Source organism: Streptomyces incanus (assembly GCF_042656345.1).
GTDB lineage: Bacteria > Actinomycetota > Actinomycetes > Streptomycetales > Streptomycetaceae > Streptomyces > Streptomyces incanus.
This window is the reverse complement of record NZ_JBHSPC010000082.1, coordinates 58020-83679: the sequence shown is the minus strand read 5'-3', so window position 1 is coordinate 83679 and position 25660 is coordinate 58020. Positions and strand designations below refer to the sequence as shown.

Here is a 25660-nt window from a genome sequence, read left to right as displayed (position 1 = left end):
GACGCGGGCGCGTGGAAGCGTATCGCCGCACGCGGCCTGACCCACCAGGCCAAGACCGTGGTGGACCGCACCGGCGGTGCCATGGTCATCCGCTCCGTGGTCGACAGACTCGAAGCCAAAGCCGCCATCACCTTGACCACCGGCACCGGCCGGGACCGGTCCAAGACCGGACCCACCCGGCATCAGACAGCACGTCCGACGCCCAGGCGACGCCGGACACCCTCCCCCACCAGACCACAAGGCCCGGCGGGCAAGCGTCCGGAGGGACACGCTCACACGGACCGGACCCGGCTGCCCCGCGCAGCCCACCGGCACCAGGACGTGACGACGACCAGCACACCCACCACCGGCCACCGGCCACGCGGAGCAGCACTGGGCGCGGGATTCCATCTCCACACTCACGCCTCCCCGCCCAGGTGGGCAGAACCCCCACCGGACCCTACGGTTCACATAGGTTCACTCAGCTGATCAGAGACGCTACGCGGCCCGCGTCCGCCACTCCTGCGGGCTGACGCCGTACGCCCGTTTGAAGGCCGTCGACAGGGCGAAGGCACCGCCGTAACCGACGTGGCGGGCGATCGCGCCGAGGGGGTCGTCCGTATCGCGGAGGCGGTCCGCGGCGAGGGCGAGGCGCCGGCCGGTGAGGTACGTCATCGGGGGCTCGCCGCCCAGTTCGGTGAAGCGGCGGGCCGGCGCGGCGCGCGAGACGCCGGCCTTCGCGGCGAGCGCGGCGACCGTCCAGGGGCGGGCGGGGTCGTCCTGGAGGAGGCGCAGCACCGGACCGACGACAGGGTCGCCCAGCGCCCCGTACCAGGCGGGCGGTGCCGCCTCGGGGCGGGCGAACCAGGCCCGCAGCGCGGCGATGACCAGCAGGTCGAGCAGCCGGTCGAGGACGACCTCCTGGCCGGGTTCGTCCCGCACGATCTCCGCCGCGAGGATCGGGCTGAGCGGGCAGTCCCAGTCGTCGGCGGTGAGGAGGAGCAGGGGCGGCAGCGCGTCGAGCAGGCGGCCGCCGATCTCGCCCCGCATCCGGTAGGTGCCGATGAGCATGACCGTGGCACCGTCGGTGCTGTCGCCCCAGATGCGGACGCCGAGGTCCATGACACCGTTCATGGGGCGTCCGTCGGGGTAGCGGCACTCCCCGCCCGGCAGGATCAGCGCCTGCGGCGGGGTGTCGGGGTCGTCGGCGCAGGTGTACGGGCCGGGGCCGCGCGCGATGGCGAGGTCTTCGGGGCGCAGCAGTCGCCGGTCGCCGCCGTCCGGCACCAGCCAGGCCTCGCCGCGGACGAGGAGCATCACGGTCAGCGGGGACCGGTCCTCGATCCGGACCGACCAGGGCGGGTCGAAACAGGCCTTGATCATGAACGCACCACGGGCGCGGGGGCCTTCCAGCAGGCCGGTGAGAGCGTCCATGGGGCCGGCGTAGACGCGGGCTGACGGGATGAGCTGTTCGGAGACGGTCCGGGAGGGCAGGCACGCGCCGGCTTGTCCGCATGACACGGCGGACGGAGGACACGCAGGCCATGGCTCGCACGGACACCATGACCGTCGTCGTCACCGGTGGCCGCGGGCGCACCGCGAGCCGGGGGCGCGGGCGGCCGAGGCGGCGGCCCGCGCCCCGTTCACTTCTCGTCGTCCGGCGGGGACGCGTCGTCCGGCGGGGACGCCGGACCGTTCGCTTCCTCCCCGTTCTTCGGGTGGTGGTGGCTGCTCTTCATGTGAGTGCGCAGGCGGGCCGCGATGTCCTCGGGGGGCAGGAAGCGGGACCAGCGTTCGGGGAACTCGGCGGGCATGTCGGGGTCGGCCTCGTCGTCGTCCACCGGGGCGGTGCGGGCGACGTACTCGGCGACCTGCGCCTGCCGCAGCCGTTCGTTCGCCTCGCGGGCGGCGGCGGTCGCGGCGGCCGGCCAGACCCGGTCGATCGCGGCGTTGACCGCGGCCCCGACGAGCACGGCGAAGGCGGACACGCCGATCCACAGCAGTACGGCGACGGGGGCGGCGAGGGAGCCGTAGATGGTGGGGCCCTCGATGGTGTTGGTCAGGTAGATCCGCAGCAGGAAGCTGCCGAACACCCACATGGCGAGGGCGACCAGCGCGCCGGGCACGTCCTCGATCCACGGGGACCGTACGGGCACGGAGACGTGGTAGAGCGTGGTCAGGAAGGCGACCGACAGCAGGATCACCACGGGCCAGTAGAGGATCTGTACGAGCGTCGTCGACCAGGGGACGACACTGACCACGGCGTCGGGGCCGGCCACCATGAGGGGCAGCGCGACCGAGCCGATCAGCAGGGCCACGATGAACAGCAGGAAGGCCATCAGCCGGGTCTTGACGATGCCGCGCACACCGTCGAGGCCGTACATGACGGTGATGGTGTCGATGAAGACGTTCACCGCGCGGGAGCCCGACCACACGGCGAAGAGGAAGCCGATGGAAATGACGTCGGGCCGGCCGCCCTTCATCACGTCGTCCAGGATCGGCTCGGCGATCTGGCGCACACCCCGGTCGGACAGCACGGTGCGGGAGGCCTCGAGGATGTTGGTCCGCAGGCTCTGGGTGGTCTCGGCGCCGGTCCAGGTGTCGACGTAGCCGAGCAGGCCGATCATGCTGAGCAGCAGCGGGGGCACCGACAGCAGGGTGAAGAAGGCGGCCTCAGCGGCCAGGCCCAGGATCCGGTACTCCATGCAGGAATTGACGGTGTCCTTGAGCAGCAGCCAGACGGTCCTGCGCTTGGAGACATTGCGGTACAGGGCTCGGGCCCGGTGAAGTCGGCCGGAGGGCTCGTCGGGGGGTTCGCTTGCTGGCTGCACGAACCAAAGGTATCCGTCGTGCCTGGTCGGCCTCACCCTAAGGGTCGCGAGGTGATGCGGAGGGCTGCGCCGGGTAGGTTCGTGTTCATGGCAGGTACCACGCACACCGTGACCAACCAGGCGCCGCCGCTGGCGCAGTACGACGTGTTCACCGCCGACCGGGCGCTGACGGAGGCCGTCGAACGGCATCTGGACCCGTCGCTGCTGGACGAGGGCCTGTCCGAGCTGTCGGCGCTCGGACGCGCCTCCGGCTCCGCCCAGGTGCAGGAATGGGGGGTGCAGGCCAATGAGAACCCGCCCCGGCTGCGCACCCACGACCGGTACGGGCACCGGATCGACGAGGTCGATTTCCATCCTGCCTGGCACCGGTTGCTCGGCAAGGGCGTCTCGGCAGGTCTGACGGGCGCGTGGGCGCGGCCGGGCGGGCACGTGCGGCGGGCGGCGGGGTTCGTGGTGTGGTCGCAGGTCGAGGCCGGGAACGGCTGCCCGCTGTCGATGACGCACGCGGCCGTGCCCGCCCTGCGCGCGGATCCGGCGCTCGCCGCCGAGTGGGAGCCGCGGCTGACCTCGGCGGTGTACGACCGGGCGCTGCGGCCCGCCCACGAGAAGCCCGGCGTGCTCTTCGGGATGGGCATGACGGAGAAGCAGGGCGGCAGCGACGTACGGGCGAACACGACGTCCGCGCGGCCGCTGGCCGAGGACGGGACGTACGAGCTGACCGGGCACAAGTGGTTCTGCTCGGCGCCGATGTCGGACGCGTTCCTGGTGCTGGCGCAGGCGCCCGGAGGGCTCACTTGTTTCCTGGTGCCGCGCGTGCTCGAGGACGGCTCGCGCAACGTGTTCCTGATCCAGCGGCTCAAGGACAAGCTGGGCAACCGGTCCAACGCGTCCTCGGAGGTCGAGTTCGCGGGGACGTGGGCGCGGCGGGTCGGGGACGAGGGGCGTGGCGTGCGCACCATCATCGGCATGGTGGCGGCGACCCGGCTGGACTGCGTCCTGGGCTCGGCGGGACTGATGCGGCAGGCCGTGGCGCAGGCGGTGCACCACTGCACGTACCGGGAGGCGTTCGGCGGCAAGCTGATCGACAAACCGCTGATGCGCAACGTACTGGCCGATCTCGCCCTGGAATCGGAGGCGGCCACCACGCTGGCGCTGCGGCTCGCCGCGGCCTACGACGACGGGAGCGAGCGGGAGCGGGCGCTGCTGCGGATCGCGGTTCCGGCCGCCAAGTACTGGGTGACCAAGCGGTGCGCGCCCCTCGCGGTGGAGGCGGCGGAGTGCCTGGGCGGCAACGGGTACGTGGAGGAGTCGGGGATGCCCCGACTGGTGCGCGAGTCCCCGCTGAACTCGGTGTGGGAGGGCGCGGGCAACGTCCAGGCGCTGGACGTGCTGCGCGCGCTGAGCCGGGATCCGCAGGTGCTGGACGCGTACCTCGGCGAGGTCGGGCGGGCGCGCGGGGCCGATCACCGGCTGGACGGCGCGATCAAGGACCTGCTGACCGAACTGGCCGACCTGGAGGGTGCCGAGGGGCGCGCGCGGCGGCTCGTGGAGCGGCTCGCGCTGGTGCTCCAGGGCTCGCTGCTCGTGCGGTACGCGCCGCCGCAGGTCGCCGACGCGTTCTGCGCGGCACGACTGGGGGGTGACGGGGGCATGGCCTTCGGGACGCTGCCGCACACCCTCGACCTCGCGTCGGTGGTGGAACGGGCCCGGCCGGAGGTGTGAGACGGACGGAGGACTGCCCCGGCGGCGGCTCGAGCGGGGCAATCCGGCCAGGACGAGCCGGTTTTGACGCCCCGGGCACGCCCGCCCGGGTGCGACGCGGGGGTGGTGCCGCGCCGACACGGCACCACCCCCGCCGCACAGGCCCCTTGGAGCCGTGGACGCCGCTCGGGACGGCGTCGCTCAAGTTTCAAGCAGTGCGGGACGGTTCACCAGGGTTGCAGGGGGTTGCAACTTGCCGCTGTCTGTGTCCGCGCTGAACGACCTCGCCGGGGGCGCACGGCACTATGGACTCTGAGGCCGGAGGTTGGAGGCCGGAGCCATCGGCCCTGACGCCCGAGCACAGCACATCAGCGCCCCTCGGGCTGAGTGTTCTGCGGATTTGCGGGGTCTTCGTCCTTCCGGGGGGTCGTCTGCCGTAGCATCGCTCCCCGGGCCACCCTCACCTGCTCCACGGTCGGACGGTCGGATCGCCGGACGCAGTTGGCCCGCCTCGGGAGGACGGTATGAAGCATCGCGGCAGACATCGTCGGCACAAGCGGGGCAGGGCGCTGCGGGCGACGCTGGCCGGGACCGCGCTCGCGCTCACCGCGGCGGCCACCCTGATCAGCACGTCGCAGGCCACCGACGCCGACGACCCCGGAGCGCTGAAGCCGCTCACCGCGTCCGCCGAGACCGCGCCGCTGCGGCTGTCCGAGGACCACGTGCCGCCGGAATGGCTCGACCGGCTCTCCTCCGAGATGGGCCGGCCCGTCGGCGTCCGGGCCGTGCTCGACGACACCGACGGTTCCCTGCGCGACGCGGGATCCTGTACGGACGACGACAAGCGCGCGCTGCCCGTCGAACCCGCCGCCACACGCGCGTACTGCTGGGACGGCGCCGACGTCGAGGGCTGGCGTCCCGGCGCCGTCACCACGTCCGGGGACGCGGACGACGACGGCCACTGGGGGCCCAGCCGGGTGGTGCTCTCCGCCTGGAGCCAGGGCGGCACCACGGCGGACGGCACCGCCGCGCAGGGCCCCGCCGTGGTGGGTGCCGGCGCGGGGCAGGGGCTCGCCCGGGTCGCGTTCATCGACGCCGGTGACCCCGCCGACCTCCGCTACACCTGGGCGCAGCTCGCCGTCCCGGTCGCCGAGGGGCAGGACTACCGCGGCCTGGTCTCCCCCGTGACGGGCATGGTCTGGTACCAGGACAAGCTGCTGGTCACCGCAGGGCGGGGGGACGGCAGCGCGCTGTACGTGTACGACGTGGACCGCGTCCAGCGGGCCACCGTGGACGGCTCGACGGTCGGGCGGGTGCCCGGTGGCTGGTCGGCGGCCGGGGCGCGGTACGTCCTGCCCGCCGTCGCCGCGTACCGGACGGTTGACGCGGACGCCCCGCGGCCGGGCGGTATCTCCCTGGACCGCAGCACGGCGCCGGACAGCCTGGTCGCGCACGAGGCGGTCACCGAGGACCACGACGGGCCGACCCGCCTGTGGCGGTACGCGTTCGACGACGACAGGGCCCGTGCGGGACTGCTGGCCACGGACCCGCTGCTGAAGGTGGACCCTGTCTCGGCGTACGAGACGAAGCTGACCCATGTGCGCAGTGTGCTGTCGTACGGGTCGGGCTGGTACCTGGGCCGGATGACCGGAACGCCTGACGAGCGCGGAACGCTGTGGCGGCAGGACACGGAGGGGGCCCGGCCCACCCGGTGCGGGGCGGACGAGACGCACCGCTGCTGGAGCGGTGCGTCGGCGTCCCTGTCCTACTGGCAGGAGACCGGCGAGGTGTGGTCCCAGTCCGGCCGCATGCTCTTCGCCCTGCCCCTGACCTCCGTCGACGGCTCGCTGGACTAGGGCCTGTCCGGCGGATCACGCCGAAGACGCGGGGGCCTGCGCGCCCTCCCCCCCAGCTCTTCGAGCAGGGCCCCCAGCCGCGTTGTCGTCACTCTCCCCCCTCTCGGCTTCTCCCCCACTCTCGGCTCCGCTCGAGCGGGGGGACCCCATGAACAGGAGGGGCCCCATCGCTCCTCATCGACCTCCTTCTCCGCCGCGCAGCCGCACGCACCAGCCCCCGCTCACCCCAGCCGGACAAGTACCGCCCGTCACCTCCGACCCGATCCGCCGGACGGACCCAGGGCCTGCGCTCTCCGCGATACGCGAACCGGGCATTCGACAGACGTCCGCGCCGGATGGTTCCCTTTCCGGCATGACGACCATCGCCGTGACCACCTGGTCCCTGGAGCAGACCGCGCCCACCGATCTCCTGCCGGCCGCCGTGCCACAGGGGGACGTACGGGCCGTCCGCTCCGAGGTGCCGTCCCCGGAGTTCAGCCGCTTCCTGTACGCGTCGGTCGGGGGTGACATCCGCTGGACCGACCGGCTGGGCTGGACGTACGCGCAGTGGCTGGAGCACCTGGACCGGCCCGGCGTGGAGACCTGGGTGGCGTACGACCGGGGGACGCCCGCGGGGTACGTGGAGCTGGAGGCGCAGGACGACGGGGTCGTGGAGATCGTCTACTTCGGGCTGATCCCGGCCTTCCGGGGCCGGCGCATCGGCGGGCACCTGCTGTCGTACGGCGTCGCGCGGGCCTGGGATCTGGCGGAGCGGTGGCCGGGCCGAAAGCCGACCAGGCGGGTCTGGTTGCACACGTGCAGCAAGGACGGCGAGCACGCCATGGACAACTACCGTCGCCGGGGCTTCCGGCTGTTCGACACCAAGGTCGAGGAGGAGCCCGAGAGCGCCACCCCGGGCCCGTGGCCGGGAGCCCATCCTGCCTGAGCACCATGCCCCGCGTACGCCCCGCGCATGAGCCGCACGACGTTCCCCCCTTCTGAGCTGTGCGGACAGGGCCGCCCACGCCGCCTGCGGCCAAGACCACCCCCGTCTCTCATAATGAGACGAAGATGTCTGCATATTGGACGAAGCTGGACTGTGTCCAGATCTCCGTGCCACGCTTCCGTCATGCCTGGAACGGGAATTGCCTTGGTGAGTCGGCGGCACGTCGACCTCGGCCGCATGTCCAGCGCCATCTGTCCGGCGCGCTGAGAGCACGTTCAGCAGCACCCGACAGCTCCTCCCCGGTCCGCCCCGCTCGGTACCGCCCGGTTCCGCTTCGCTTCACGAACTCCCGCGCGATGACCCGCATGGCTGCCCATGCATCGTCATGCGCAGGTCAGAGCCGCATCCCCGCCTGTCCCGAAGGACGTGTCAACCATGGCCGCCAGCCCGGAGAACCCTGCCGACGCGACCCCCCGCCGCAAGGTGAGCCGTCACCGCGGAGAGGGCCAGTGGGCCGCGGGACACTTCACGCCGCTCAACGGAAACGAGCAGTTCAAGAAGGACGACGACGGTCTCAACGTCCGGACACGCGTTGAGACGATCTACTCGAAGCGGGGCTTCGACTCGATCGACCCCAACGATCTGCGCGGCCGCCTGCGTTGGTGGGGCCTGTACACGCAGCGCCGCCCCGGGATCGACGGCGGCCGTACCGGTGTGCTGGAGCCCGAGGAACTCGAGGACGAGTACTTCATGATGCGGGTCCGCATCACCGGCGGACGGCTCACCACGGAGCAGCTGCGCGCGATCGGCGAGATCGCCGAGACCTACGCCCGCGGCACCGCCGACATCACCGACCGGCAGAACATCCAGTACCACTGGATCCGCATCGAGGACGTGCCCGCGATCTGGGAGCGGCTCGAGTCGGTCGGCCTGTCCACCACGGAGGCCTGCGGCGACACCCCGCGCGGCATGCTCGGCTCCCCCGTCGCCGGTGTCGCCGAGGACGAGATCATCGACGGCTCGGCGGCGCTGGACGAGATCGCCCGCCGCTACCTCGGCGACCCGCGCTTCTCCAACCTCCCGCGCAAGTTCAAGACGGCCGTCTCCGGCTCCCCGCTGCTGGACGTCGCCCACGAGATCAACGACGTGTCCTTCGTCGGCGTCGTCCACCCCGACCACGGTCCCGGCTTCGACCTGTGGGTCGGCGGCGGTCTGTCGACCAACCCCAAGTTCGGGGTGCGGCTGGGAGCCTGGGTGCCCGAGGCGGACGTGCCCGACGTGTGGGAAGGCGTCATCTCCATCTTCCGCGACCACGGCTACCGGCGGCTGCGCAACAGGGCGCGGCTGAAGTTCCTGGTCGCCGACTGGGGGCCGGAGAAGTTCCGCCAGGTCCTGGAGGACGACTACCTGGGCCACAAGCTGATCGACGGTCCGGCGCCCGGGATGCCCGCGCAGCAGTGGCGCGACCACATCGGGGTGCACCGCCAGAAGGACGGCCGGTTCTACGTCGGCTTCGCGCCGCGGGTGGGCCGGATGGACGGCTCGCTGCTCACCAAGGTCGCCGCGCTGGCCGAGGACCACGGCTCGGGGCGGGTCTCCACCACGGCCGAGCAGAAGATGATCGTCCTGGATGTGCCGCAGGACCGGGTGGACTCGCTCGTCGACGCCCTGGAGGCACTGGACCTGCGGGTCAAGCCGTCGCCCTTCCGGCGCGGCACGATGGCCTGCACGGGCATCGAGTTCTGCAAGCTCGCCATCGTGGAGACCAAGGAGCGCGGCAGCGACCTCATCGACGAGCTGGAGCGCCGGCTGCCCGACTTCGGCGAGCCGCTCACCATCAACATCAACGGCTGCCCGAACGCCTGCGCCCGCATCCAGACCGCGGACATCGGTCTCAAGGGGCAGCTGGTCACCGACGCCGAGGGCCGGCAGGTCGGCGGCTACCAGGTGCACCTGGGCGGCGCGCTCGGCCTGGAACCGGCCTTCGGCCGCAAGGTGCGCGGGCTGAAGGTCACCTCGGACGAACTGCCGGACTACATCGAGCGGGTCCTGAAGCGCTTCCAGGCGGAGCGCGAGGACGGCGAGCGGTTCGCCACCTGGGCGGCCCGCGCGGACGCGGAGGCCCTGTCGTGAGCGAGCGGGCCGCGCCGTTCTACTGCCCGTACTGCGGTGACGAGGACCTGCGTCCCAGCGAGGCGGGGCAGGGGCACGGAGCCTGGGAGTGCGGAGCGTGCAACCGGGCCTTCCGGCTGAAGTTCCTCGGGCTGCTCGCCCAGGGAATCGAGCGGGCCGACACGGGAGGAGACCGCAGATGACGGCGCTTCAGGAAGAGCCCACCACCGATGAGTTGAAGGCGCTGGCCGAGCAGGCGGGCCGCGACCTGGAGGACGCCTCCGCGGCGGAGATCCTGGCGTGGGCCGCCGAAACCTTCGGCCGGCGGTTCTGCGTGACCTCGTCGATGGAGGACGCGGTGGTCGCCCACCTCGCCTCCCGCGCCCTGCCCGGCGTCGACGTGGTGTTCCTCGACACCGGCTACCACTTCGAGGAGACCATCGGCACCCGGGACGCCGTGGAGGCCGTGATGGACGTCAACGTCATCACGCTCACCCCGCGCCAGACCGTCGCCGAGCAGGACGCCGAGTACGGGCCGAAACTGTACGACCGTGACCCCGACCTGTGCTGCGGGCTCCGCAAGGTGCGGCCGCTGGAGGAGGGCCTGCGGGGGTACGTGGCCTGGGCGACCGGGCTGCGCCGCGACGAGTCCCCGACCCGGGCGAACACCCCGGTCGTCGGCTGGGACGAGAAGCGGCGGAAGGTGAAGGTCTCCCCCATCGCCCGCTGGACCCAGGACGACGTGGACGCCTACGTCGCCGAACACGGCGTGCTCACCAACCCGCTGCTGACGGACGGGTACGCGTCGGTGGGCTGCGCCCCCTGCACCCGCCGCGTACTGGAGGGCGAGGACGCCCGCGCCGGCCGCTGGGCGGGCCGCGGCAAGACCGAGTGCGGACTGCACGGCTGACATGACCGAGCCCCCCACGCCTACCCGGCCCCCCGCGCCCTCGGCGCCCCCCACGCCCTCTACGAACCAGGAGACCGACGTGACGACCGGAGCCACCGTCTGGCTCACGGGTCTGCCGAGCGCCGGCAAGACCACCATCGCCCACGAACTGGCCGGCCGGCTGCGCGAGCAGGGCCGCCGGGTCGAGCTGCTCGACGGCGACGAGATCCGCGAGTTCCTCTCCGCGGGCCTCGGCTTCAGCCGCGAGGACCGGCACACCAATGTGCAGCGCATCGGATTCGTCGCCGAACTGCTCGCCCGCAACGGCGTCACCGCGCTCGTCCCGGTCATCGCGCCGTACGCGGACAGCCGGGACGCGGTCCGTGAACGGCACGAGACGAACGGCACGTCGTACGTCGAGGTGCATGTGGCGACCCCGGTCGAGGTGTGCTCCGTACGTGACGTGAAGGGGCTGTACGCCCAGCAGGCCGCGGGTGAACTCACCGGGCTGACCGGCGTGGACGACCCGTACGAGGCCCCCGTCTCCCCCGATCTGCGCATCGAGTCGCAGCACCAGACCGTCCAGGAGTCCGCCGCGGCGGTGCACGCCCTGCTGAGCGAAAGGGGACTGGCATGACAACCGTGGCCACGGTCGCGACCGGCGACGAGGGCACCGGCGGTGCGGCCGGCCCGTACGCCCTCTCCCACCTCGACGCCCTCGAGTCGGAGGCGGTGCACATCTTCCGCGAGGTCGCGGGCGAGTTCGAGAACCCGGTGATCCTGTTCTCCGGCGGCAAGGACTCCATCCTGATGCTGCACCTGGCCCTGAAGGCCTTCGCCCCGGCGCCGGTCCCGTTCTCGCTGCTGCACGTCGACACCGGGCACAACTTCCCCGAGGTCCTCGACTACCGCGACCGCACGGTCGCCCGGCACGGGCTGCGGCTGCACGTCGCCTCGGTGCAGGACTACATCGACCGCGGTGTGCTGCGCGAGCGCCCCGACGGCACCCGCAACCCGCTGCAGACGGTGCCGCTCACCGAGAAGATCGCCGCCGAGAAGTTCGACGCCGTGTTCGGCGGCGGCCGGCGGGACGAGGAGAAGGCCCGCGCCAAGGAGCGGGTGTTCTCGCTGCGCGACGAGTTCTCCCAGTGGAACCCCCGCCGCCAGCGGCCCGAGCTGTGGAACCTCTACAACGGCAGGCACGCGCCCGGTGAGCACGTCCGGGTCTTCCCGCTGTCCAACTGGACCGAGCTGGACGTGTGGCAGTACATCGCCCGCGAGGACATCGAACTGCCGGAGATCTACTACGCCCACCACCGCGAGGTGTTCCGGCGGGGCGGCATGTGGCTGACCGCCGGCGAGTGGGGCGGCCCGAAGGACGGCGAGAGCGTCGAGAAGCGGCTCGTCCGCTACCGGACGGTGGGCGACATGTCCTGCACCGGCGCGGTCGACTCCGAGGCCGACACCATCGAGAAGGTCATCACCGAGATCGCCGCCTCGCGCCTCACCGAGCGCGGGGCCACCCGTGCCGACGACAAGCTCTCCGAGGCCGCGATGGAAGACCGCAAGCGCGAGGGGTACTTCTAGCCATGAGCACGATCACGAGCGAGGCTCTCTCGGAGACCACCCTGCTGCGGTTCGCCACCGCCGGTTCCGTCGACGACGGCAAGTCCACCCTGGTGGGCCGGCTGCTGCACGACTCCAAGTCGGTCCTCACCGACCAGCTGGAGGCCGTGGAGCGGGCGTCACTCAGCCGGGGCCAGGAGGCTCCCGACCTCGCCCTGCTCACCGACGGGCTGCGGGCCGAGCGGGAACAGGGCATCACCATCGACGTGGCGTACCGCTACTTCGCCACGCCGCGGCGCCGGTTCATCCTCGCCGACACGCCGGGCCATGTGCAGTACACCCGCAACATGGTCACCGGTGCCTCCACCGCGGAGCTGACCGTCGTCCTCGTCGACGCCCGCAACGGCGTGGTCGAGCAGACCCGGCGGCACGCGGCCATCGCCGCCCTGCTGCGCGTGCCCCATGTCGTGCTCGCCGTCAACAAGATGGACCTGGTGGACTACGAGGAGGCCGTGTTCGCGCGGATCGCCGAGGAGTTCACGGCGTACGCGACGGAGCTGGGCGTCCCGGAGGTCACCGCGGTCCCGATCTCGGCGCTCGTCGGCGACAACGTCGTGGAGCCGTCCGCGCACATGGACTGGTACGGCGGGCCGACGGTGCTGGAGCACCTGGAGACGGTGCCGGTCAGCCACGACCTGGCGCACTGCCACGCCCGGCTGCCGGTGCAGTACGTGATCCGGCCGCAGAGCGCCGAGCACCCCGACTACCGGGGGTACGCCGGTCAGATCGCCGCGGGCACGTTCCGTACGGGCGACGAGGTGACCGTGCTGCCGTCCGGCCGGACCACGACGATCACCGGGATCGACCTGCTGGGCACGCCCGTCGAGGCCGCCTGGACCCCGCAGTCGGTGACGCTGCTGCTGGCGGACGACATCGACATCTCCCGCGGCGACCTGCTCGTCCCGAGCAAGGACGCGCCGGCCATCACACAGGACGTCGAGGCCACCGTCTGCCACGTCGCCGACCAGCCGCTCACCGTCGGCCACCGGGTGCTGCTCAAGCACGGCACCCGGACGGTCAAGGCGATCGTGAAGGACATCCCGGCCCGGCTGACGCTGGACGACCTGTCGCTGCACCCGCACCCCGGCACGCTCGTCGCCAACGACATCGGCCGGGTGAAGATCCGTACCGCCGAGCCGCTGCCGGCCGACTCGTACGCGGACTCGCGGCGCACCGGTTCGTTCATCCTGATCGACCCGAACGACGGCACCACGCTCACCGCGGGCATGGCCGGCGAGTCCTTCGCCGCGCCGGACCCGGTCAAGGACGCGGCCGAGGACGACGGATGGGACTTCTGACCATGGAACTTCCTACGCCTGGACTGTCTGCGAGGGAACTGCCTGCCACGGGACTCCCGAGGACGACGACGGGAGTGCCGACGGTGCGTCCCCTCGACGTCTTCGCGACCTTCGCCGAGGAGGGCGGCCGGATCGGCGGCGGGCGTCTGGGGTGGGGGCCCCGAACGGAGTTCGGGGGAGGGCAGGGCGGGGTCGCGCGATGTGCGTGACGCTCCCGGCGCACCGGGGACGCGCGCACCGTTCGCGTGCCCTGGTCACGCGCCGCCACCGCCGAGCACCCGCCGATCCCCCGGCCACGACCAGCTGAGTACGTGACCGCCGGGCCCCCGAGAGGAACACCTTTCGTGCCTGCCACCCCCGCCGCACCGCGCCGCGCGTTCGCCGTGACGGCCGCGCTGGTCCTGCTCGCCCTGACCGGGTGCGGCTACGGCTCCCAGGCCAAGGAGAGCGCCGGCGCCGACATCGCCGCCGGGGCGCGGAAGACCGACGGTCTCGACGCGGTGAGGATCGGCCACTTCGGCAATCTGACCCACGGGACCGCGCTGGTGGGCAAGCAGAAGGGCTTCTTCCAGAAGGAGCTCGGCGCGACCGAGGCGCGGTACGCGGTGTTCAACGCGGGGCCGTCCGCGATCGAGGCGCTCAACTCCGGTTCCGTCGACCTCGCCTGGATCGGGCCGTCCCCGGCGGTGAACGGCTGGGCCAGGTCGCAGGGCAGGAACCTGCGGATCATCGGCGGTTCGGCGTCCGGCGGGGTGAAGCTGGTGGTGAACCCGGACCGGGTGAAGTCCCTGGAGGACGTCGAGGGCAAGCGGATCGCGACACCGCAGCTCGGCAACACACAGGACGTGGCGTTCCTCAACTGGGCGGCCGAGCAGGGCTGGACGGTCGACGCGCAGAGCGGCAAGGGCGACGTCACGGTCGTCCGCAGCGACAACAAGGTCACCCCGGACGCCTTCGCGGCCGGGTCGGTCGACGGCGCGTGGGTGCCGGAGCCCACCGCGTCGAAGCTGGTCGCCGAGGGCGGGAAGGTCCTGCTGGACGAGGCCTCCCTGTGGCCGGGGAAGCAGTTCGTCATCACGAACCTCGTCGTGCGCCAGGAGTTCCTGGAGAAGCACCCGAAGGCCGTCGAGGCGGTGCTCGAGGCGTCGGTCTCCACCAACCGGTGGATCAACGAACACCCGGGCGAGGCGAAGTCCGCCGCCAACGAGCAGCTGGCGGCGGACTCCGGCAAGGCACTGCCCGCCGACGTACTGGACCCGGCGTGGAAGTCGATCCGGTTCACCGACGACCCGCTGGCCGCCACCCTCGGCACCCAGGCGGAGCACGCCGTGAACGCGGGCCTGCTCGAGCGGCCCGACCTGCACGGCATCTACGACCTCGAGCCCCTCAACAAGGTCCTCGCGGCCGAGGGCGCACCCGCCGTCGACGACGCCGGCCTCGGCGCCGGCTGATCCCGGAACCCCGAAGAAACGTCCCAGGAGGTGACGACCATGGCCACGACCCTCGCCAAGGCCGCCGACGGCACCGAGACGGCCACCCATGCCGCCCGGATCGAGCATGTCTCGAAGTCGTTCGCGGGCCCGGCCGGGCAGCAGCTCGTCCTGGACGACATCACGCTCGATGTCGCGCCCGGCGAGTTCGTCACCCTGCTGGGTGCCTCGGGCTGCGGCAAGTCCACGCTGCTCAACCTGGTCGCGGGCCTCGACGCGCCCAGCGCCGGCGCGATCAGCACGGACGGCCGCCCGGCGCTGATGTTCCAGGAGCACGCGCTGTTCCCGTGGCTGACGGCGGGCAAGAACATCGAACTCGCCCTGAAGCTGCGGGGCGTGCCGAAGGCCGAGCGGCGCGGCCGGGCCGAGGAGCTGCTGGAGCTGGTCCGGCTGGGAGGCGCCCACGACAAACGGGTGCACGAGCTGTCCGGCGGTATGCGCCAGCGCGTCGCGCTGGCCCGCGCGCTCGCGCAGGAGAGCAAGCTGCTGCTGATGGACGAGCCGTTCGCGGCGCTGGACGCCATCACCCGGGACGTGCTGCACCACGAACTGACCCGGATCTGGCGCACTGCGAACACCAGCGGCTCCGCCGCGGACCGGCTGTCCGTCCTGTTCGTCACGCACAACGTGCGCGAGGCCGTCCGGCTCGCGCAGCGGGTGGTGCTGCTGTCGTCGAGGCCGGGCCGGATCGCCCGCGAGTGGACGGTGGACATCGAGCACCCGCGCCGGATCGAGGACACCGCGGTCGCGGAACTGTCCGTCGAGATCACCGAAGAACTCCGTGGGGAGATCCGCCGACATGGCCAGCACTGACACGACCGCGAAGGACGCGAACGACCTCGCCGGTCTCGAGGCGGGGCTCGACGCGCTGGAGACGAGGCAGCAGGCCCGCAGGCCGTGGCGCCAGACCTTCGTCCAGAAGATCCTGCCGCCCGTCCTCGCCGTCGCCCTGGTGGTGGCCGTGTGGCAGGCGCTGGTCTCCTTCAAGATCGTCGATGATCCGTCCAAGCTGCCCTCGCCGGGCGCCGTGTGGAGCGTCGTGCAGGACGCGTGGCTCAAGGGCGAGCTGCTCGGCTACATCTGGACCAGTGTCTCGCGCGGTCTGCTCGGCTTCTTCTTCGCGCTGCTGATCGGTACGCCGCTGGGGCTGCTGGTGGCGCGGGTGAAGTTCGTGCGCGCGGCACTCGGCCCGATCCTGTCCGGGCTGCAGTCCCTGCCGTCGGTGGCGTGGGTGCCGCCGGCCGTGATCTGGCTGGGCCTGAACAACCAGATGATGTACGCGGTGATCCTGCTCGGCGCGGTCCCCTCGATCGCCAACGGCCTGGTCTCCGGCGTCGATCAGGTGCCGCCGTTGTTCCTGCGGGCCGGCCGTACGCTGGGCGCGACGGGGCTGAAGGGCACCTGGCACATCGTGTTGCCGGCCGCGCTGCCCGGCTATGTGGCGGGGCTGAAGCAGGGCTGGGCGTTCTCCTGGCGCTCGCTGATGGCCGCGGAGATCATCGCGTCGTTCCCGGATCTCGGCATCGGTCTCGGGCAGCTGCTGGAGAACGGGCGCAACGCGAGCGACATGGCCATGGTGTTCGAGGCGATTCTGCTGATCCTGACCGTCGGTATCGCCATCGACCTGCTGATCTTCAGTCCGCTGGAGCGGTGGGTACTGCGCAGCCGCGGCCTGCTGGTGAAGGACTGATCCGATATGCGCCGTCCGGTCCTTCTCGTCATCGCCCACGGCAGCCGCGACCCGCGGCACGCGGCGACCGTGCACGCCCTGGTGCGGCGGGTACGGTCGCTGCGGCCGGAGCTGCGCGTGGAGACCGGCTTCCTCGACTTCGACGTCCCCTCCGTACCGGGGGTGCTGGACTCCCTCGCGGCCGAGGGCGTGCGTGACGTGGTGGCCCTCCCGCTGCTGCTGACCCGCGCCTTCCACGCCAAGGCGGACATCCCGGCGGTCCTGGCGGACGCGGATCCGCGGCTGCGCATCCGTCAGGCGGACGTCCTGGGCCCGTCCCCCCTGCTCCTCACCGCGCTGGAGCGCCGGCTGTACGAGGCGGGCCTGGCCCCCGCCGACAAGTCCTCGACCGGGGTCGTCCTGGCCTCGGCGGGGTCCACCGACCCGGAGGCGATCGCAGTGATCGCAGCAATCGCGCGGGAGTGGCGGCACACCGGTTGGTGCGCCGTGCGGCCTGCGTTCGCCTCCGCATCCCTGCCCCGCACCGAGGACGCGGTGCGCGAACTGCTCGCCCTCGGCTGCGAGCGCGTCGCCGTGGCCCCGTACGTGCTGGCCCCGGGGTTCCTCCCGGACCGCATCGCACGGGGCGCGGGGGAGGCGGACGTCCTGGCGGACGTCCTCGGCCCGGCGCCGGAGGTGGCGCGGGTGCTGCTGGAGCGGTACGACGCGGCGCGGGTGCCGGCGTTGTCGGCGGTGGGGGCCTGAGACCGCCGGGGTGGCGGGGGCGGTTCAGCCGCCGGTCGCCGCGTCCGAGTGGAACAGCGTCCCCTGGTGGAAGTAGAGCAGCCAGACCCGGCCGGTGCGGCGCCACAGGGAGCTGCGATGGGCACGCCGGCTGCGGTGGTCCGTGTCGTAGGTGAGATGGACGGTGTCGGGCGCGAGCTGCGCGGCCTTCATCCGGGAGACGGTGCCGGCGGGGTCCCCCGCATCGTGTTCGCCGGCGAGCAGGGCGATGATCGCGTCGCGGTCCCAGACCCGTCCGGACGCGCCGACCTCCACGAACTCCGGATGCAGCAGCTCCCCGACGCGTCGGGGCGAGCGGCGCACCTCGGGGTCCAGCAGTTTCAGCTCGGCCTCGATGACGGCGTCGGCGACGGTGTACGAGTCAGTCACGGGTGAGCTCCACGAGCTTGACGACGGTGTTCCAGTTGCGGGTGGTGGCGATGACGCCCCGGGTGGTCCGGGGTCTGGCCAGACGCTCGGCGAGCTTGGAGCGGCCCAGACCGTCCGGGGCGTAAAAATACAGGGCGCGGTCGCCGAGGCGGAACTCCTCGGGCAGATGGGCGGCCCGGTCGATGTCCGCGAAGCGGTCGGCGCCGACGGCGGCGGAGAAGTAGGTGACGTGGAGCTGCTTGGGCGTCAACTCGGCGGCCGGGAACGGGCAGTCGTCGACGATCGCCCGCAGATAGGCGTGGTCGCGCACGATCACGCCGACGGCGAAGCCGAAGTGACGCTCGATGGCGTCGGCGAGTTCGGCGGCCAGTGCGTCCTCGGCTCTCTCCCCGGCCGTGTCCGCGCCCTCCCCCGGTGTGCCCTCCCCCCGTGTGCCCGCGCCCGCGTCCTTGCTACCCGGGCTGTCGCTCCCGGTGGTGAACACGGCCTGGCCGCTCTGGAGATGGGTGCGCACGGCGTCGTGGCCGAGGCCCTCCATCAGGGTGCGGAGTTCGGCCATGGGGACCTTTCTGCCGCCTCCCACGTTGATGCCGCGCAACAGTGCCGCGTATGTCGTCGCCATCCGCACACGATAGGACGGCCGCCGTGCCCCGTGGGCGTGGGCACGACGGCCGTGTCCGCGCGGAGTGCGGAAACAGGAGCCCCCTGACGGCCGCCCCGCACCCTGATCACGCACTCGGGGGGGAACCCCCGGTAGATGTAGGGGCCCCCTCCTCCCCAGTGGGGAGGGGACGAAGTCCGAGGGGATGAGTTCCGCGCCCGGAGCTTCACCGGTCAGCACGACGAGACGGTCTTGTCCGGCCCATACCTTCGAACGTGGAAGGCAGCGGCACAGGTCGCTGTCGTGCGCGAGGGGGCGAGCCCGTCATGGGGAACGGAGATTCGCGGGTCAGGGGCTTCGCCGCCCGTGCCGGCGGCTGGAGCACCCGGCACCGATGGGCGGCCGTCGGTATCTGGGTGCTGTTCGTGGTGCTGGCGATGGGGCTGGGTTCGGCGGCCGGCCGGGTCGACGTCGGCAACAGCGACCAGCTCAAGGGGGAGACGCAGACCGCCGCCCGGATCGTCGAGGAGGCCGGGATCGAGGAGCCGGCCGGTGAGACCGTACTGGTGCAGGCCAAGGACGACGGCCTGACGGCCACGGACGACGAGTTCCGCGCCGCGGTCACCGCGGTCGTCGCGGCCGTCGAGAAGACCGGCCGGGTCACGGACGTGACCACGCCGTACGAGAGCGACACGATCTCGAAGGACGGGCGCAGCGCGCTGGTCCAGTTCGACATGCGCGGCGACTCCGACACCGCCGGCGAGCGGGTCGAGCCGGTGCTGAAGGCCGTGGAGGAGGTCCAGAAGGACCACGACACGCTGCGGATCGAGGAGATCGGCGGCGCCAGCATGATGAAGACGTTCAACGACGCGTTCGGCGACGACTTCAAGAAGGCCGAGTACTCGGCGGTCCCGGTGGCCCTCGGCATCCTGCTGATCGCCTTCGGCGCGCTGGTGGCGGCGCTGCTGCCGGTGGCGCTGGCGATCACCGCGATCGTGGCGACAATGGGTCTGATGGGCCTGGTCAGCCATCTGCAGCCGATGAGCGAGACCGCCAACTCCGTGATGCTGCTGGTGGGCCTGGCCGTGGGCGTCGACTACTGCCTGTTCTACCTGCGCCGCGAGCGCGAGGAGCGGGCCGCCGGCCACGACGCGCAGACGGCGCTGCGGATCGCCGCCGCGACCAGTGGCCGGGCGATCGTCGTCTCCGGCGTGACGGTCTGTGTGGCCATGGCGGGCATGCTGTTCACCGGGATCGCCGAGTTCGAGGCGATGGGCCTGGCCTCGCTGATGGTCGTGGCGGTCGCCATGGTGGGCTCCGTGACCGTGTTGCCCGCGCTGCTGTCGCTGCTGGGCGAGCGGGTCGAGAAGGGCCGGCTGCCGTTCCTGCGCCGGCGCGCCTCGGGCAGCGGCGACCACAGCCGGATCTGGACGGCCGTACTGCGCCGCGTCCTCGCCAAGCCGCTGCTCGCCGCCGTGGTGGCGACCGGCGCGCTGCTGGCGGTGGCCGCTCCCGCGGTCGGCATGAAGACCCAGAACCTCACGCTGGACCAGGAGTTCGGGGACTCGCTGCCCATCGTGGAGACGTACAACCGGGTCAACGAGGCGTTCCCGGGCGGCGCGGAGCCGGCCGAGGTGGTCGTCAGGGCGGACGACATCACCTCCCCTCAGGTGCGGGCCGCGCTGGCCGACTTCAGTGAGCAGGCGGTGAGTTCGGGCGCCTCGCGCGGCCCGGTCGAGACGAGGGTGCACGAGGGGCAGAACGTCGCCTTCGTGTACGTGCCGCTGGTGGGCGGCTCCGACCAGGACAGGGCGGCGAAGAGCCTGCACACGCTGCGCGACGAGGTACGGCCCGCCACGCTGGGCACGGTGGACGGCCTCGAGGCGCCGGTCACCGGGCAGGTCGCGGGCTCCGAGGACTTCAACGACCAACTGGTCGGCTCGGTGGTCCCGGTCTTCGTCTTCGTGGTGGTCTTCGCCTTCCTGCTGATGCTGCTGTCGTTCCGCTCGCTGACGATCGCGATCACCTCGATCGTGCTCAACCTGCTGTCGGTGGGCGCGGCCTACGGGATCCTGGTCGCCGTCTTCCAGCACGGCTGGGGCGCGTCCCTGGTGGGCGCCGAGGGGGTCGGCGCGATCATCACCTGGCTGCCGCTGTTCCTCTTCGTCATCCTGTTCGGCCTGTCGATGGACTACCACGTGTTCGTGGTCTCCCGGATCCGCGAGGCCCGCCTGCGGGGCCGTACGACGCGGGACGCGATCCAGCACGGTGTGGTCACCACGGCCGGTGTCATCACCAGCGCCGCGGTCATCATGGTCGCCGTGTTCGGGATCTTCGGAACGCTGTCCATGCAGTCCATGAAGCAGATGGGGGTGGGCCTGGCGGCGGCGGTGCTCATCGACGCGACGATCATCCGGGGCGTGCTGCTCCCGTCGGTGATGGCGCTGCTCGGCGAGCGCAACTGGTACCTGCCGAAGTGGCTGCACCGGATGCCCGACCTGACGCACGACGAGTCGCCGGCGGGGGCGGGCGCGCCGGTGGCGAAGGGGGGCATGGACCAGGGCTCGGGCCGGGGCACGGGCCACGGCGCGGACGAGGGCGAGCGGGTGCCGGTCTGATCCCGCGGCCGCGATGAGAGCGTGAGCGCGATGAGAGCGGGGGAAGGGGCACGGCATTCCGGCCGTGCCCCTTCCCCCGTTCTCGCTAGCTCCGCTGCGGCAGCTCCGCCTCGATGAGGTCGGCCGCCCTGCGGGTGCCGCCCTCCTGGGCCATTCCGGCCTGGATCTCCTCCAGCTGGCGGGCGACCTCCGGGTCGCCGGTGAGGTCGAGGGCGGCCGTGCGAAGAGTCTCGGCGGTGGCCTCCTCGGTCGGGAGGTGCCGGGCGACGCCGAGGGCCTGGAGCATGTCCGCGTTGCCGAACTGGTCCACGGCCTGCGGTACGGCGATCATCGGTGTGGCCGTGGCCAGCCCTTCCTGGCTGCCGCCGGCGCCCGCGTGGGTGACGAACAGGTCGGCCTGCTTCAGGACCGCGAGCTGAGGCATCCAGGACCGCACCTCGACGTTCGCCGGTACGGCGCCCAGCTCGGCAGGGTCGACGTGCTTGCCGATCTGGAGCACCAGGTGCCACCCGGGCAGGTCGCCGAACGCCTTGACGCACTCCCGGTAGAAGCCGGGCTGCTTGGTGAACGACGATCCGAGCGACACCAGGACGACCTTCCGCGCACCGGCCGGACGCTGCCACTCCCCCTCCGCGCCGCGGTCGCCCTGGCAGGCGCCGACGAACGTGTACGCGCTCTCGTCGACCCGGTCCGCGTTCGGCTGGAGCGCCTTGGGGATCAGGACGAGGGACCGGGCGGGGCGGCCGACGAACGGGTCGGGGTGTTCGGTGATCCCGTTCTCCTCCAGCCAGGCCTGGAAGCGGGCGTAGTAGGCCCGGCCGCGCTCGGTCCTGAGCGGCTCCTCCCACATCGGCTCGCCGACCTCCTCCTCGTACCCCTCCCAGGCGACGAGGTTCGGCGAGAGGGAGACCACGGGCACGCCCCAGCGGTGGCCGAGCACGCGCGCCGGGTACGAGGTGATGTCGTGCAGCACCAGGTCGGGGGTGTCCCCCTCGTATGCCTTCGTCAGCTGCGGGAGGGCCTGGATGGCGTCGTCGAGGAACGGTTCGACGTTGTCCAGCAGGGTGGTGCCCCAGGCCTCCGGGTCGTCGTCGGGCCCGGGGAGGGTGGAGTTCCAGAGCTTCACCTCGGCGCCGGTCCCGGCGACCTTGCCCGCGAGGACCGGGGGGATCGCGTACGTCACCCGGTGGCCGCGCGCCACGAGCTCGCGGATCACTTCGAGGCTCGGGTTCACGTGGCCGTGGGCGGCGATGGAGAACATGGCGATGTGAGCGGGACTGGTCATGCCCCGAACCTTAGGCGAGACGATACGTCTCGTGCAATCGATATGAGAGGTACGACGGCTCCCGCGGCAGTCCCCCGCCCGCAGGCCGCCACCGGCGGGCACCGCGCACATCGCCGACCTGTGCGAATGGGACACTGACCGACGGCACACATGAGCACAGGCACAGCCATGGAGGCGGGCGGATGGACGAGGCACGGGCGCGGGGCGTCCTGGCGGCGGCGGACGTGCTGCCGGGACGCGCGGCCGGGGGCGCGCGACTGCTCGCCCTGGGCGAGAACGCGGTATTCGCCGCCGGCGACCTGGTCGTCAAGGTCGGCCGCGACAGCGGCCTGCTGGAGCGCGCCCGCCGGGAGCTGGCGATCGCGCTGTGGCTCGCGGAGGAGGGCGTGCCGGCGGTGCGGGCCGCTGAATCGCGGGCCCTGCTCGTCGACGGCCACCCGGTGACGGTCTGGCACCGGCTGCCCGAACCGGTGCGGCCCGCCGAACCCCGCGACCTGGCCGCACTGCTGCGGGTGGTCCACGCCCTTCCCGCTCCCGCCTTCGGGCTGCCGCCCCGCGAGCTGCTGGGCGGCGTGGAGCGCTGGCTGCGGCTCGCGGGCGAGGTGATCACCCCGAAGGACGCGGCGTATCTGCGTGAGCGGCGGGACGGTTTCGCGGCGGCCGCCGCGGCCCTGACGCCCCACCTGCCGCCGGGCCCGATCCACGGGGACGCGCTGCCCCGGAACGTGCACGTCGGGCCGGACGGGCCGGTCCTGGTCGACCTGGAGACCTTCTCCGCGGATCTGCGCGAGCACGACCTGGTGGTCATGGCCCTCTCCCACGACCGTTACGGGCTGCCGGCGCAGGCGTACACGTCCTTCACCGAGACCTACGGCTGGGACGTGCGCGAGTGGGAGGGCTGCGCGGTGCTGCGCGGCGCCCGGGAGACGGCCAGCTGCGCCTGGGTCGCCCAGCACGCCCCGAGCAATCCGAAGGCCCTGGCCGAGTTCGAGCGCCGCGTGGCCTCCCTGCGCGAGGGCGACCCGACGGTCCGCTGGTACCCCTTCTGATCCGGTTCGGCACACGGAATCCGGCCGGCGGGCGCCCGTCCGCGGCAACCGCGCGGCAAAGGAAGCCGCCGGCGGAGACGGCTCCGCGCTCTCCCTAAGGCACTTGCCCGGGTGCGGTCCCGGTCAGCGGCGCAGCCGCCCGGCCGCCGGGCTCCCGCTCACGGCGGGCCTCGGCCGGCCCGGATCGCCGGCTCCGCGGGATGACCGGCCAAGCCGGCTCGACGACCGCCGTCGGGTTCGTGGTCCGCCGCAGGTACGCCTGCAGGGAGGCGGACTGCTCGGCCGCCGCGCGCACCTGGAGCTCATGCAGGTCCGTCAAGGACATCGTCCCGACGCGCTGGTACTTCTCGCCCATGCGTCGCACCACACGGGCGGCGGCCACCGCGTCCGCCCTCGCGTCGTGTGCGTCGTCGAGCGACACGCCGTAGTGCGCGCACAACGCGTGCAGGGCACGCTTTCCCTTCCGGTACTTGTCGACGTGCTTGTCGAGCACCAGGGGATCAATGACCGGCGAGGGCACGCCCCCCAGTCGCTCAGTGATCGACTCCAGCCCGTACCGCCGGCACTCACGGTCCAGCAAGGACAGGTCGTAGCGCGCGTTCATCACGACCAGGGGCGTCCCTGAGCGCAGGACCTCGGCGACGGCCCGGGTGATGTCCTCGACCGCGGACGAGGGCGGGACTCCGTGCTCGCGGGCATGGTCCGTCGAGATGCCGTGGATCGCCGAAGCCTGCTCGGGTATCGCCACCCCGGGATCGAGCAGCCAGGTCCGCTCCGCCGAGACGTCCCCGTCCGGCTCCAGCCTCACGACCGCCGCGGTGACGATGCGATCGGTCTCGATGTCCGTGCCCGTGGTCTCCAGGTCGAAGGCCACCAAGGGTCCAGTGATCCAGCTCATCACACGGCCCCCGTGACGATGCGTGCCTCGCGCGGGTCGGTGCCCGTCGTCTCCGGGCCGAAGCCGATCAGCGGCTCCCGGTGCCATCCCATGGGTGGCCCCCCTTCTGTGTGGTGCGTTCCCCCAGTTGTTCCTACCTTCGCATGCACCACTGACAACCCGAGGGTCACGTTCCGTTTGCGGTCGCGGACACTTCACGACACCGGGCGCGAATCCACCCACATCTGTTCGAACTCCTCGCGGTACGTGGGGAACAGTCCGCCTTCTTCGACCTCACCCGGTTTGACCACCTTGCTGCCGTTGCGCAGCACCAGCACCGGTACCTCCATCCCCCGGGCCCGGCGCAGATGGTTCTGCACCACGCCGACGCCGTCGGCGCCGTCCCCGTCGACGAGGTACGCCGTGCAGCGGGGCGTCTCGTCGTACACGTGGATCTCGAAGGCACCCGGGTCGCGCAGCCGGGACCGCACCCGGCGCATGTGGAGGATGTTCATCTCGACCGCGCGGCCCAGCTCCCCGCGTTTGAGACCGAGTTCGCGCTCGCGACGCTTGACCGCGCTGGAGGCCGGGTTCAGGAACAGCAGCCGCACCCGGCAGCCGGCCTCGGCGAGCCGCACCAGGCGGCGCCCGGAGAAGTTCTGCACCAGCAGGTTGAGGCCTATGCCGATGGCGTCCAGGCGGCGGGCACCGCCGAAGATGTCCTCGGCCGGGAACTGGCGCAGCAGTCGCACCCGGTCGGGGTGGACGGCGACCACGTCCGCGTACCGGTCGCCGACCAGGTCCTCCACCGCGTCGACGGGCAGCCGGCGGGCGGACGGCACGTCCCCGTCCGCGCCGAGCATCTCCAGCAGCCGCGCGGAGGCCCGCTCGGCCTGGTTCAGTACCGCCTCGGACAGCGCCCGGTTGCGGGAGACGACATTGCGGGTCACCTCGAGCTCGTCCAGGGCGAGTTCGACGTCCCGGCGGTCGTCGAAGTACGGCTCGAAACAGGGCCAGTGCTGGACCATCAGCTCGCGCAGCTGCGGAAGCGTGAGGAAGGAGAGGACGTTGTCGTCGGCCGGGTCGAGCAGGTAGCCCTTGCGGCGGCTGACCTCGCGCACCGCGACCGCGCGCTGCACCCACTCCTGCCCTGCGGGTCCGGCGGCGGCGACCACCCAGTCGTCGCCGTGGACGGGCTCGTAGACGGGCCGCAGCACGGCGGCCACGACCGAGCGCAGTCGCTGCTCGACGAGGTTCAGCCATATGTAGGCGCGGCCGGCCCGCTGGGCACGGGTCCGCACCTCGCGCCAGGCGTCGACGCCCCAGTCCAGGTCCGGCCCGATCGAGCCCGCGTCCATCGGCCGCGCCAGGGACACCGCACCGGGCGGGACGTCCGTGGAGTTCCCCTCGTGACCCTGGTCACCAGGGGGCAGCTCCAGCCCTCCCGAGCCCACCCGCGCACCGCCTTCCACTCCCCCGAGCACTCCCAGCCCCAACGATCAAGGAGAGTACTCCGCTTGCGGTGCGCGGTGCAGCCTGATGACGGTGTCGTTTCTCAACTTCCGCCTTCCACACCACTGTTCTGGTATGCCTGTCCGCCGGAAGTGGATGAAGTCACAGGACACGCACAGATGTTGCGTCTCCGACACACTCGCGGAGAACCGGAAGCACACTCGAGGAG

The 25660-nt window shown here is 72.1% G+C and carries 22 protein-coding genes and 1 pseudogene; 16 read left to right on the top strand and 7 right to left on the bottom strand.

Going from position 1 to position 25660, the window contains the following annotated elements; translation table 11 throughout:
- Positions 1 to 477: 477 nt before the first annotated feature.
- On the bottom strand, positions 478 to 1413 hold the full coding sequence (locus tag ACFP2V_RS25000; RefSeq protein WP_381216726.1) for an AraC family transcriptional regulator: 936 nt from the start codon (positions 1411 to 1413) through the stop codon (positions 478 to 480).
- A 209-nt stretch (positions 1414 to 1622) separates the two neighbouring features.
- Positions 1623 to 2810 (bottom strand): YihY/virulence factor BrkB family protein, encoded by a 1188-nt coding sequence (locus ACFP2V_RS24995; protein WP_381216723.1) that lies wholly within the window; start codon positions 2808 to 2810, stop codon positions 1623 to 1625.
- Between the two features lie 87 nt (positions 2811 to 2897).
- Between ACFP2V_RS24995 and ACFP2V_RS24990 the strand changes: the two genes are divergently transcribed.
- The 14 genes from ACFP2V_RS24990 (at position 2898) to ACFP2V_RS24925 (ending at position 17141) form a co-directional block, all read left to right on the top strand.
- On the top strand, positions 2898 to 4532 hold the full coding sequence (locus tag ACFP2V_RS24990) for an acyl-CoA dehydrogenase family protein (RefSeq protein ID WP_381216720.1): 1635 nt from the start codon (positions 2898 to 2900) through the stop codon (positions 4530 to 4532).
- A 503-nt stretch (positions 4533 to 5035) separates the two neighbouring features.
- The gene (locus ACFP2V_RS24985; RefSeq protein WP_381216717.1) at positions 5036 to 6367 is read left to right on the top strand and encodes a hypothetical protein; all 1332 of its coding nucleotides are present in this window, start codon (positions 5036 to 5038) and stop codon (positions 6365 to 6367) included.
- 352 nt (positions 6368 to 6719) lie between these two features.
- A complete protein-coding gene (locus ACFP2V_RS24980) occupies positions 6720 to 7292 on the top strand; it encodes a GNAT family N-acetyltransferase (protein ID WP_381216714.1) in 573 nt (190 codons plus the stop codon).
- A 27-nt stretch (positions 7293 to 7319) separates the two neighbouring features.
- Positions 7320 to 7559 carry a putative leader peptide gene (locus ACFP2V_RS24975; RefSeq protein ID WP_381216710.1) on the top strand — a complete coding sequence of 80 codons (240 nt, stop codon included), beginning with the start codon at positions 7320 to 7322 and terminating at the stop codon, positions 7557 to 7559.
- A gap of 168 nt (positions 7560 to 7727) precedes the next feature.
- Entirely contained in the window at positions 7728 to 9425 is a 1698-nt protein-coding gene (locus ACFP2V_RS24970) for a nitrite/sulfite reductase (RefSeq protein WP_381216708.1), read from the top strand.
- Positions 9422 to 9607: a hypothetical protein gene (locus ACFP2V_RS24965; protein ID WP_381216705.1), complete on the top strand. Its 186-nt coding sequence runs from the start codon at positions 9422 to 9424 to the stop codon at positions 9605 to 9607. The genes ACFP2V_RS24970 and ACFP2V_RS24965 overlap by 4 nt, the downstream gene beginning before the upstream one ends.
- The gene (locus tag ACFP2V_RS24960; RefSeq protein WP_381216702.1) at positions 9604 to 10314 is read left to right on the top strand and encodes a phosphoadenylyl-sulfate reductase; all 711 of its coding nucleotides are present in this window, start codon (positions 9604 to 9606) and stop codon (positions 10312 to 10314) included. The genes ACFP2V_RS24965 and ACFP2V_RS24960 overlap by 4 nt, the downstream gene beginning before the upstream one ends.
- A gap of 79 nt (positions 10315 to 10393) precedes the next feature.
- The gene (gene cysC / locus ACFP2V_RS24955) at positions 10394 to 10930 is read left to right on the top strand and encodes an adenylyl-sulfate kinase (RefSeq protein WP_381216699.1); all 537 of its coding nucleotides are present in this window, start codon (positions 10394 to 10396) and stop codon (positions 10928 to 10930) included.
- 5 nt (positions 10931 to 10935) lie between these two features.
- Positions 10936 to 11880: a sulfate adenylyltransferase subunit CysD gene (cysD, locus tag ACFP2V_RS24950; RefSeq protein ID WP_381216739.1), complete on the top strand. Its 945-nt coding sequence runs from the start codon at positions 10936 to 10938 to the stop codon at positions 11878 to 11880.
- Positions 11881 to 11882: 2 nt separating this feature from the next.
- A complete protein-coding gene (locus ACFP2V_RS24945; RefSeq protein WP_381216696.1) occupies positions 11883 to 13217 on the top strand; it encodes a sulfate adenylyltransferase subunit 1 in 1335 nt (444 codons plus the stop codon).
- 344 nt (positions 13218 to 13561) lie between these two features.
- Positions 13562 to 14668, top strand: coding sequence for an aliphatic sulfonate ABC transporter substrate-binding protein (locus ACFP2V_RS24940; protein WP_381216693.1), 1107 nt, complete (start codon positions 13562 to 13564; stop codon positions 14666 to 14668).
- A 39-nt stretch (positions 14669 to 14707) separates the two neighbouring features.
- A complete protein-coding gene (locus ACFP2V_RS24935; RefSeq protein ID WP_381216690.1) occupies positions 14708 to 15520 on the top strand; it encodes an ABC transporter ATP-binding protein in 813 nt (270 codons plus the stop codon).
- Positions 15507 to 16397: an ABC transporter permease gene (locus tag ACFP2V_RS24930; protein WP_381216687.1), complete on the top strand. Its 891-nt coding sequence runs from the start codon at positions 15507 to 15509 to the stop codon at positions 16395 to 16397. Before ACFP2V_RS24935 ends, ACFP2V_RS24930 begins: the two co-directional genes overlap by 14 nt.
- A gap of 6 nt (positions 16398 to 16403) precedes the next feature.
- Complete coding sequence (locus ACFP2V_RS24925; RefSeq protein WP_381216684.1) at positions 16404 to 17141, top strand: sirohydrochlorin chelatase; 738 nt, start codon at positions 16404 to 16406, stop codon at positions 17139 to 17141.
- A 24-nt stretch (positions 17142 to 17165) separates the two neighbouring features.
- Here the strand turns inward: ACFP2V_RS24925 and ACFP2V_RS24920 are convergent, their stop codons facing one another.
- Together ACFP2V_RS24920 and ACFP2V_RS24915 are read right to left on the bottom strand one after the other, a co-directional pair.
- Positions 17166 to 17549 carry a nuclear transport factor 2 family protein gene (locus ACFP2V_RS24920; RefSeq protein ID WP_381216680.1) on the bottom strand — a complete coding sequence of 128 codons (384 nt, stop codon included), beginning with the start codon at positions 17547 to 17549 and terminating at the stop codon, positions 17166 to 17168.
- Positions 17542 to 18171 (bottom strand): DUF1697 domain-containing protein, encoded by a 630-nt coding sequence (locus tag ACFP2V_RS24915; RefSeq protein WP_381216677.1) that lies wholly within the window; start codon positions 18169 to 18171, stop codon positions 17542 to 17544. Before ACFP2V_RS24915 ends, ACFP2V_RS24920 begins: the two co-directional genes overlap by 8 nt.
- A 305-nt stretch (positions 18172 to 18476) precedes the next feature.
- On the opposite strand from ACFP2V_RS24915, the gene ACFP2V_RS24910 reads away from it, so the two are divergent.
- Complete coding sequence (locus ACFP2V_RS24910) at positions 18477 to 20768, top strand: MMPL family transporter (protein WP_381216674.1); 2292 nt, start codon at positions 18477 to 18479, stop codon at positions 20766 to 20768.
- An 85-nt stretch (positions 20769 to 20853) separates the two neighbouring features.
- On the opposite strand, the pseudogene mgt reads toward ACFP2V_RS24910, so the two are convergent.
- Positions 20854 to 22090 (bottom strand): annotated as a pseudogene (gene mgt / locus ACFP2V_RS24905) (macrolide-inactivating glycosyltransferase).
- 145 nt (positions 22091 to 22235) lie between these two features.
- Between mgt and ACFP2V_RS24900 the strand changes: the two are divergent.
- Entirely contained in the window at positions 22236 to 23102 is an 867-nt protein-coding gene (locus ACFP2V_RS24900; RefSeq protein ID WP_381216669.1) for a phosphotransferase enzyme family protein, read from the top strand.
- Between the two features lie 94 nt (positions 23103 to 23196).
- Here the strand turns inward: ACFP2V_RS24900 and ACFP2V_RS24895 are convergent, their stop codons facing one another.
- Positions 23197 to 24000, bottom strand: a complete 804-nt coding sequence (locus ACFP2V_RS24895; protein ID WP_381216666.1) for a 3'-5' exonuclease — start codon at positions 23998 to 24000, stop codon at positions 23197 to 23199.
- A gap of 194 nt (positions 24001 to 24194) precedes the next feature.
- Positions 24195 to 25463 carry an SAV2148 family HEPN domain-containing protein gene (locus ACFP2V_RS24890; RefSeq protein WP_381216736.1) on the bottom strand — a complete coding sequence of 423 codons (1269 nt, stop codon included), beginning with the start codon at positions 25461 to 25463 and terminating at the stop codon, positions 24195 to 24197.
- Positions 25464 to 25660 lie beyond the last annotated feature (197 nt).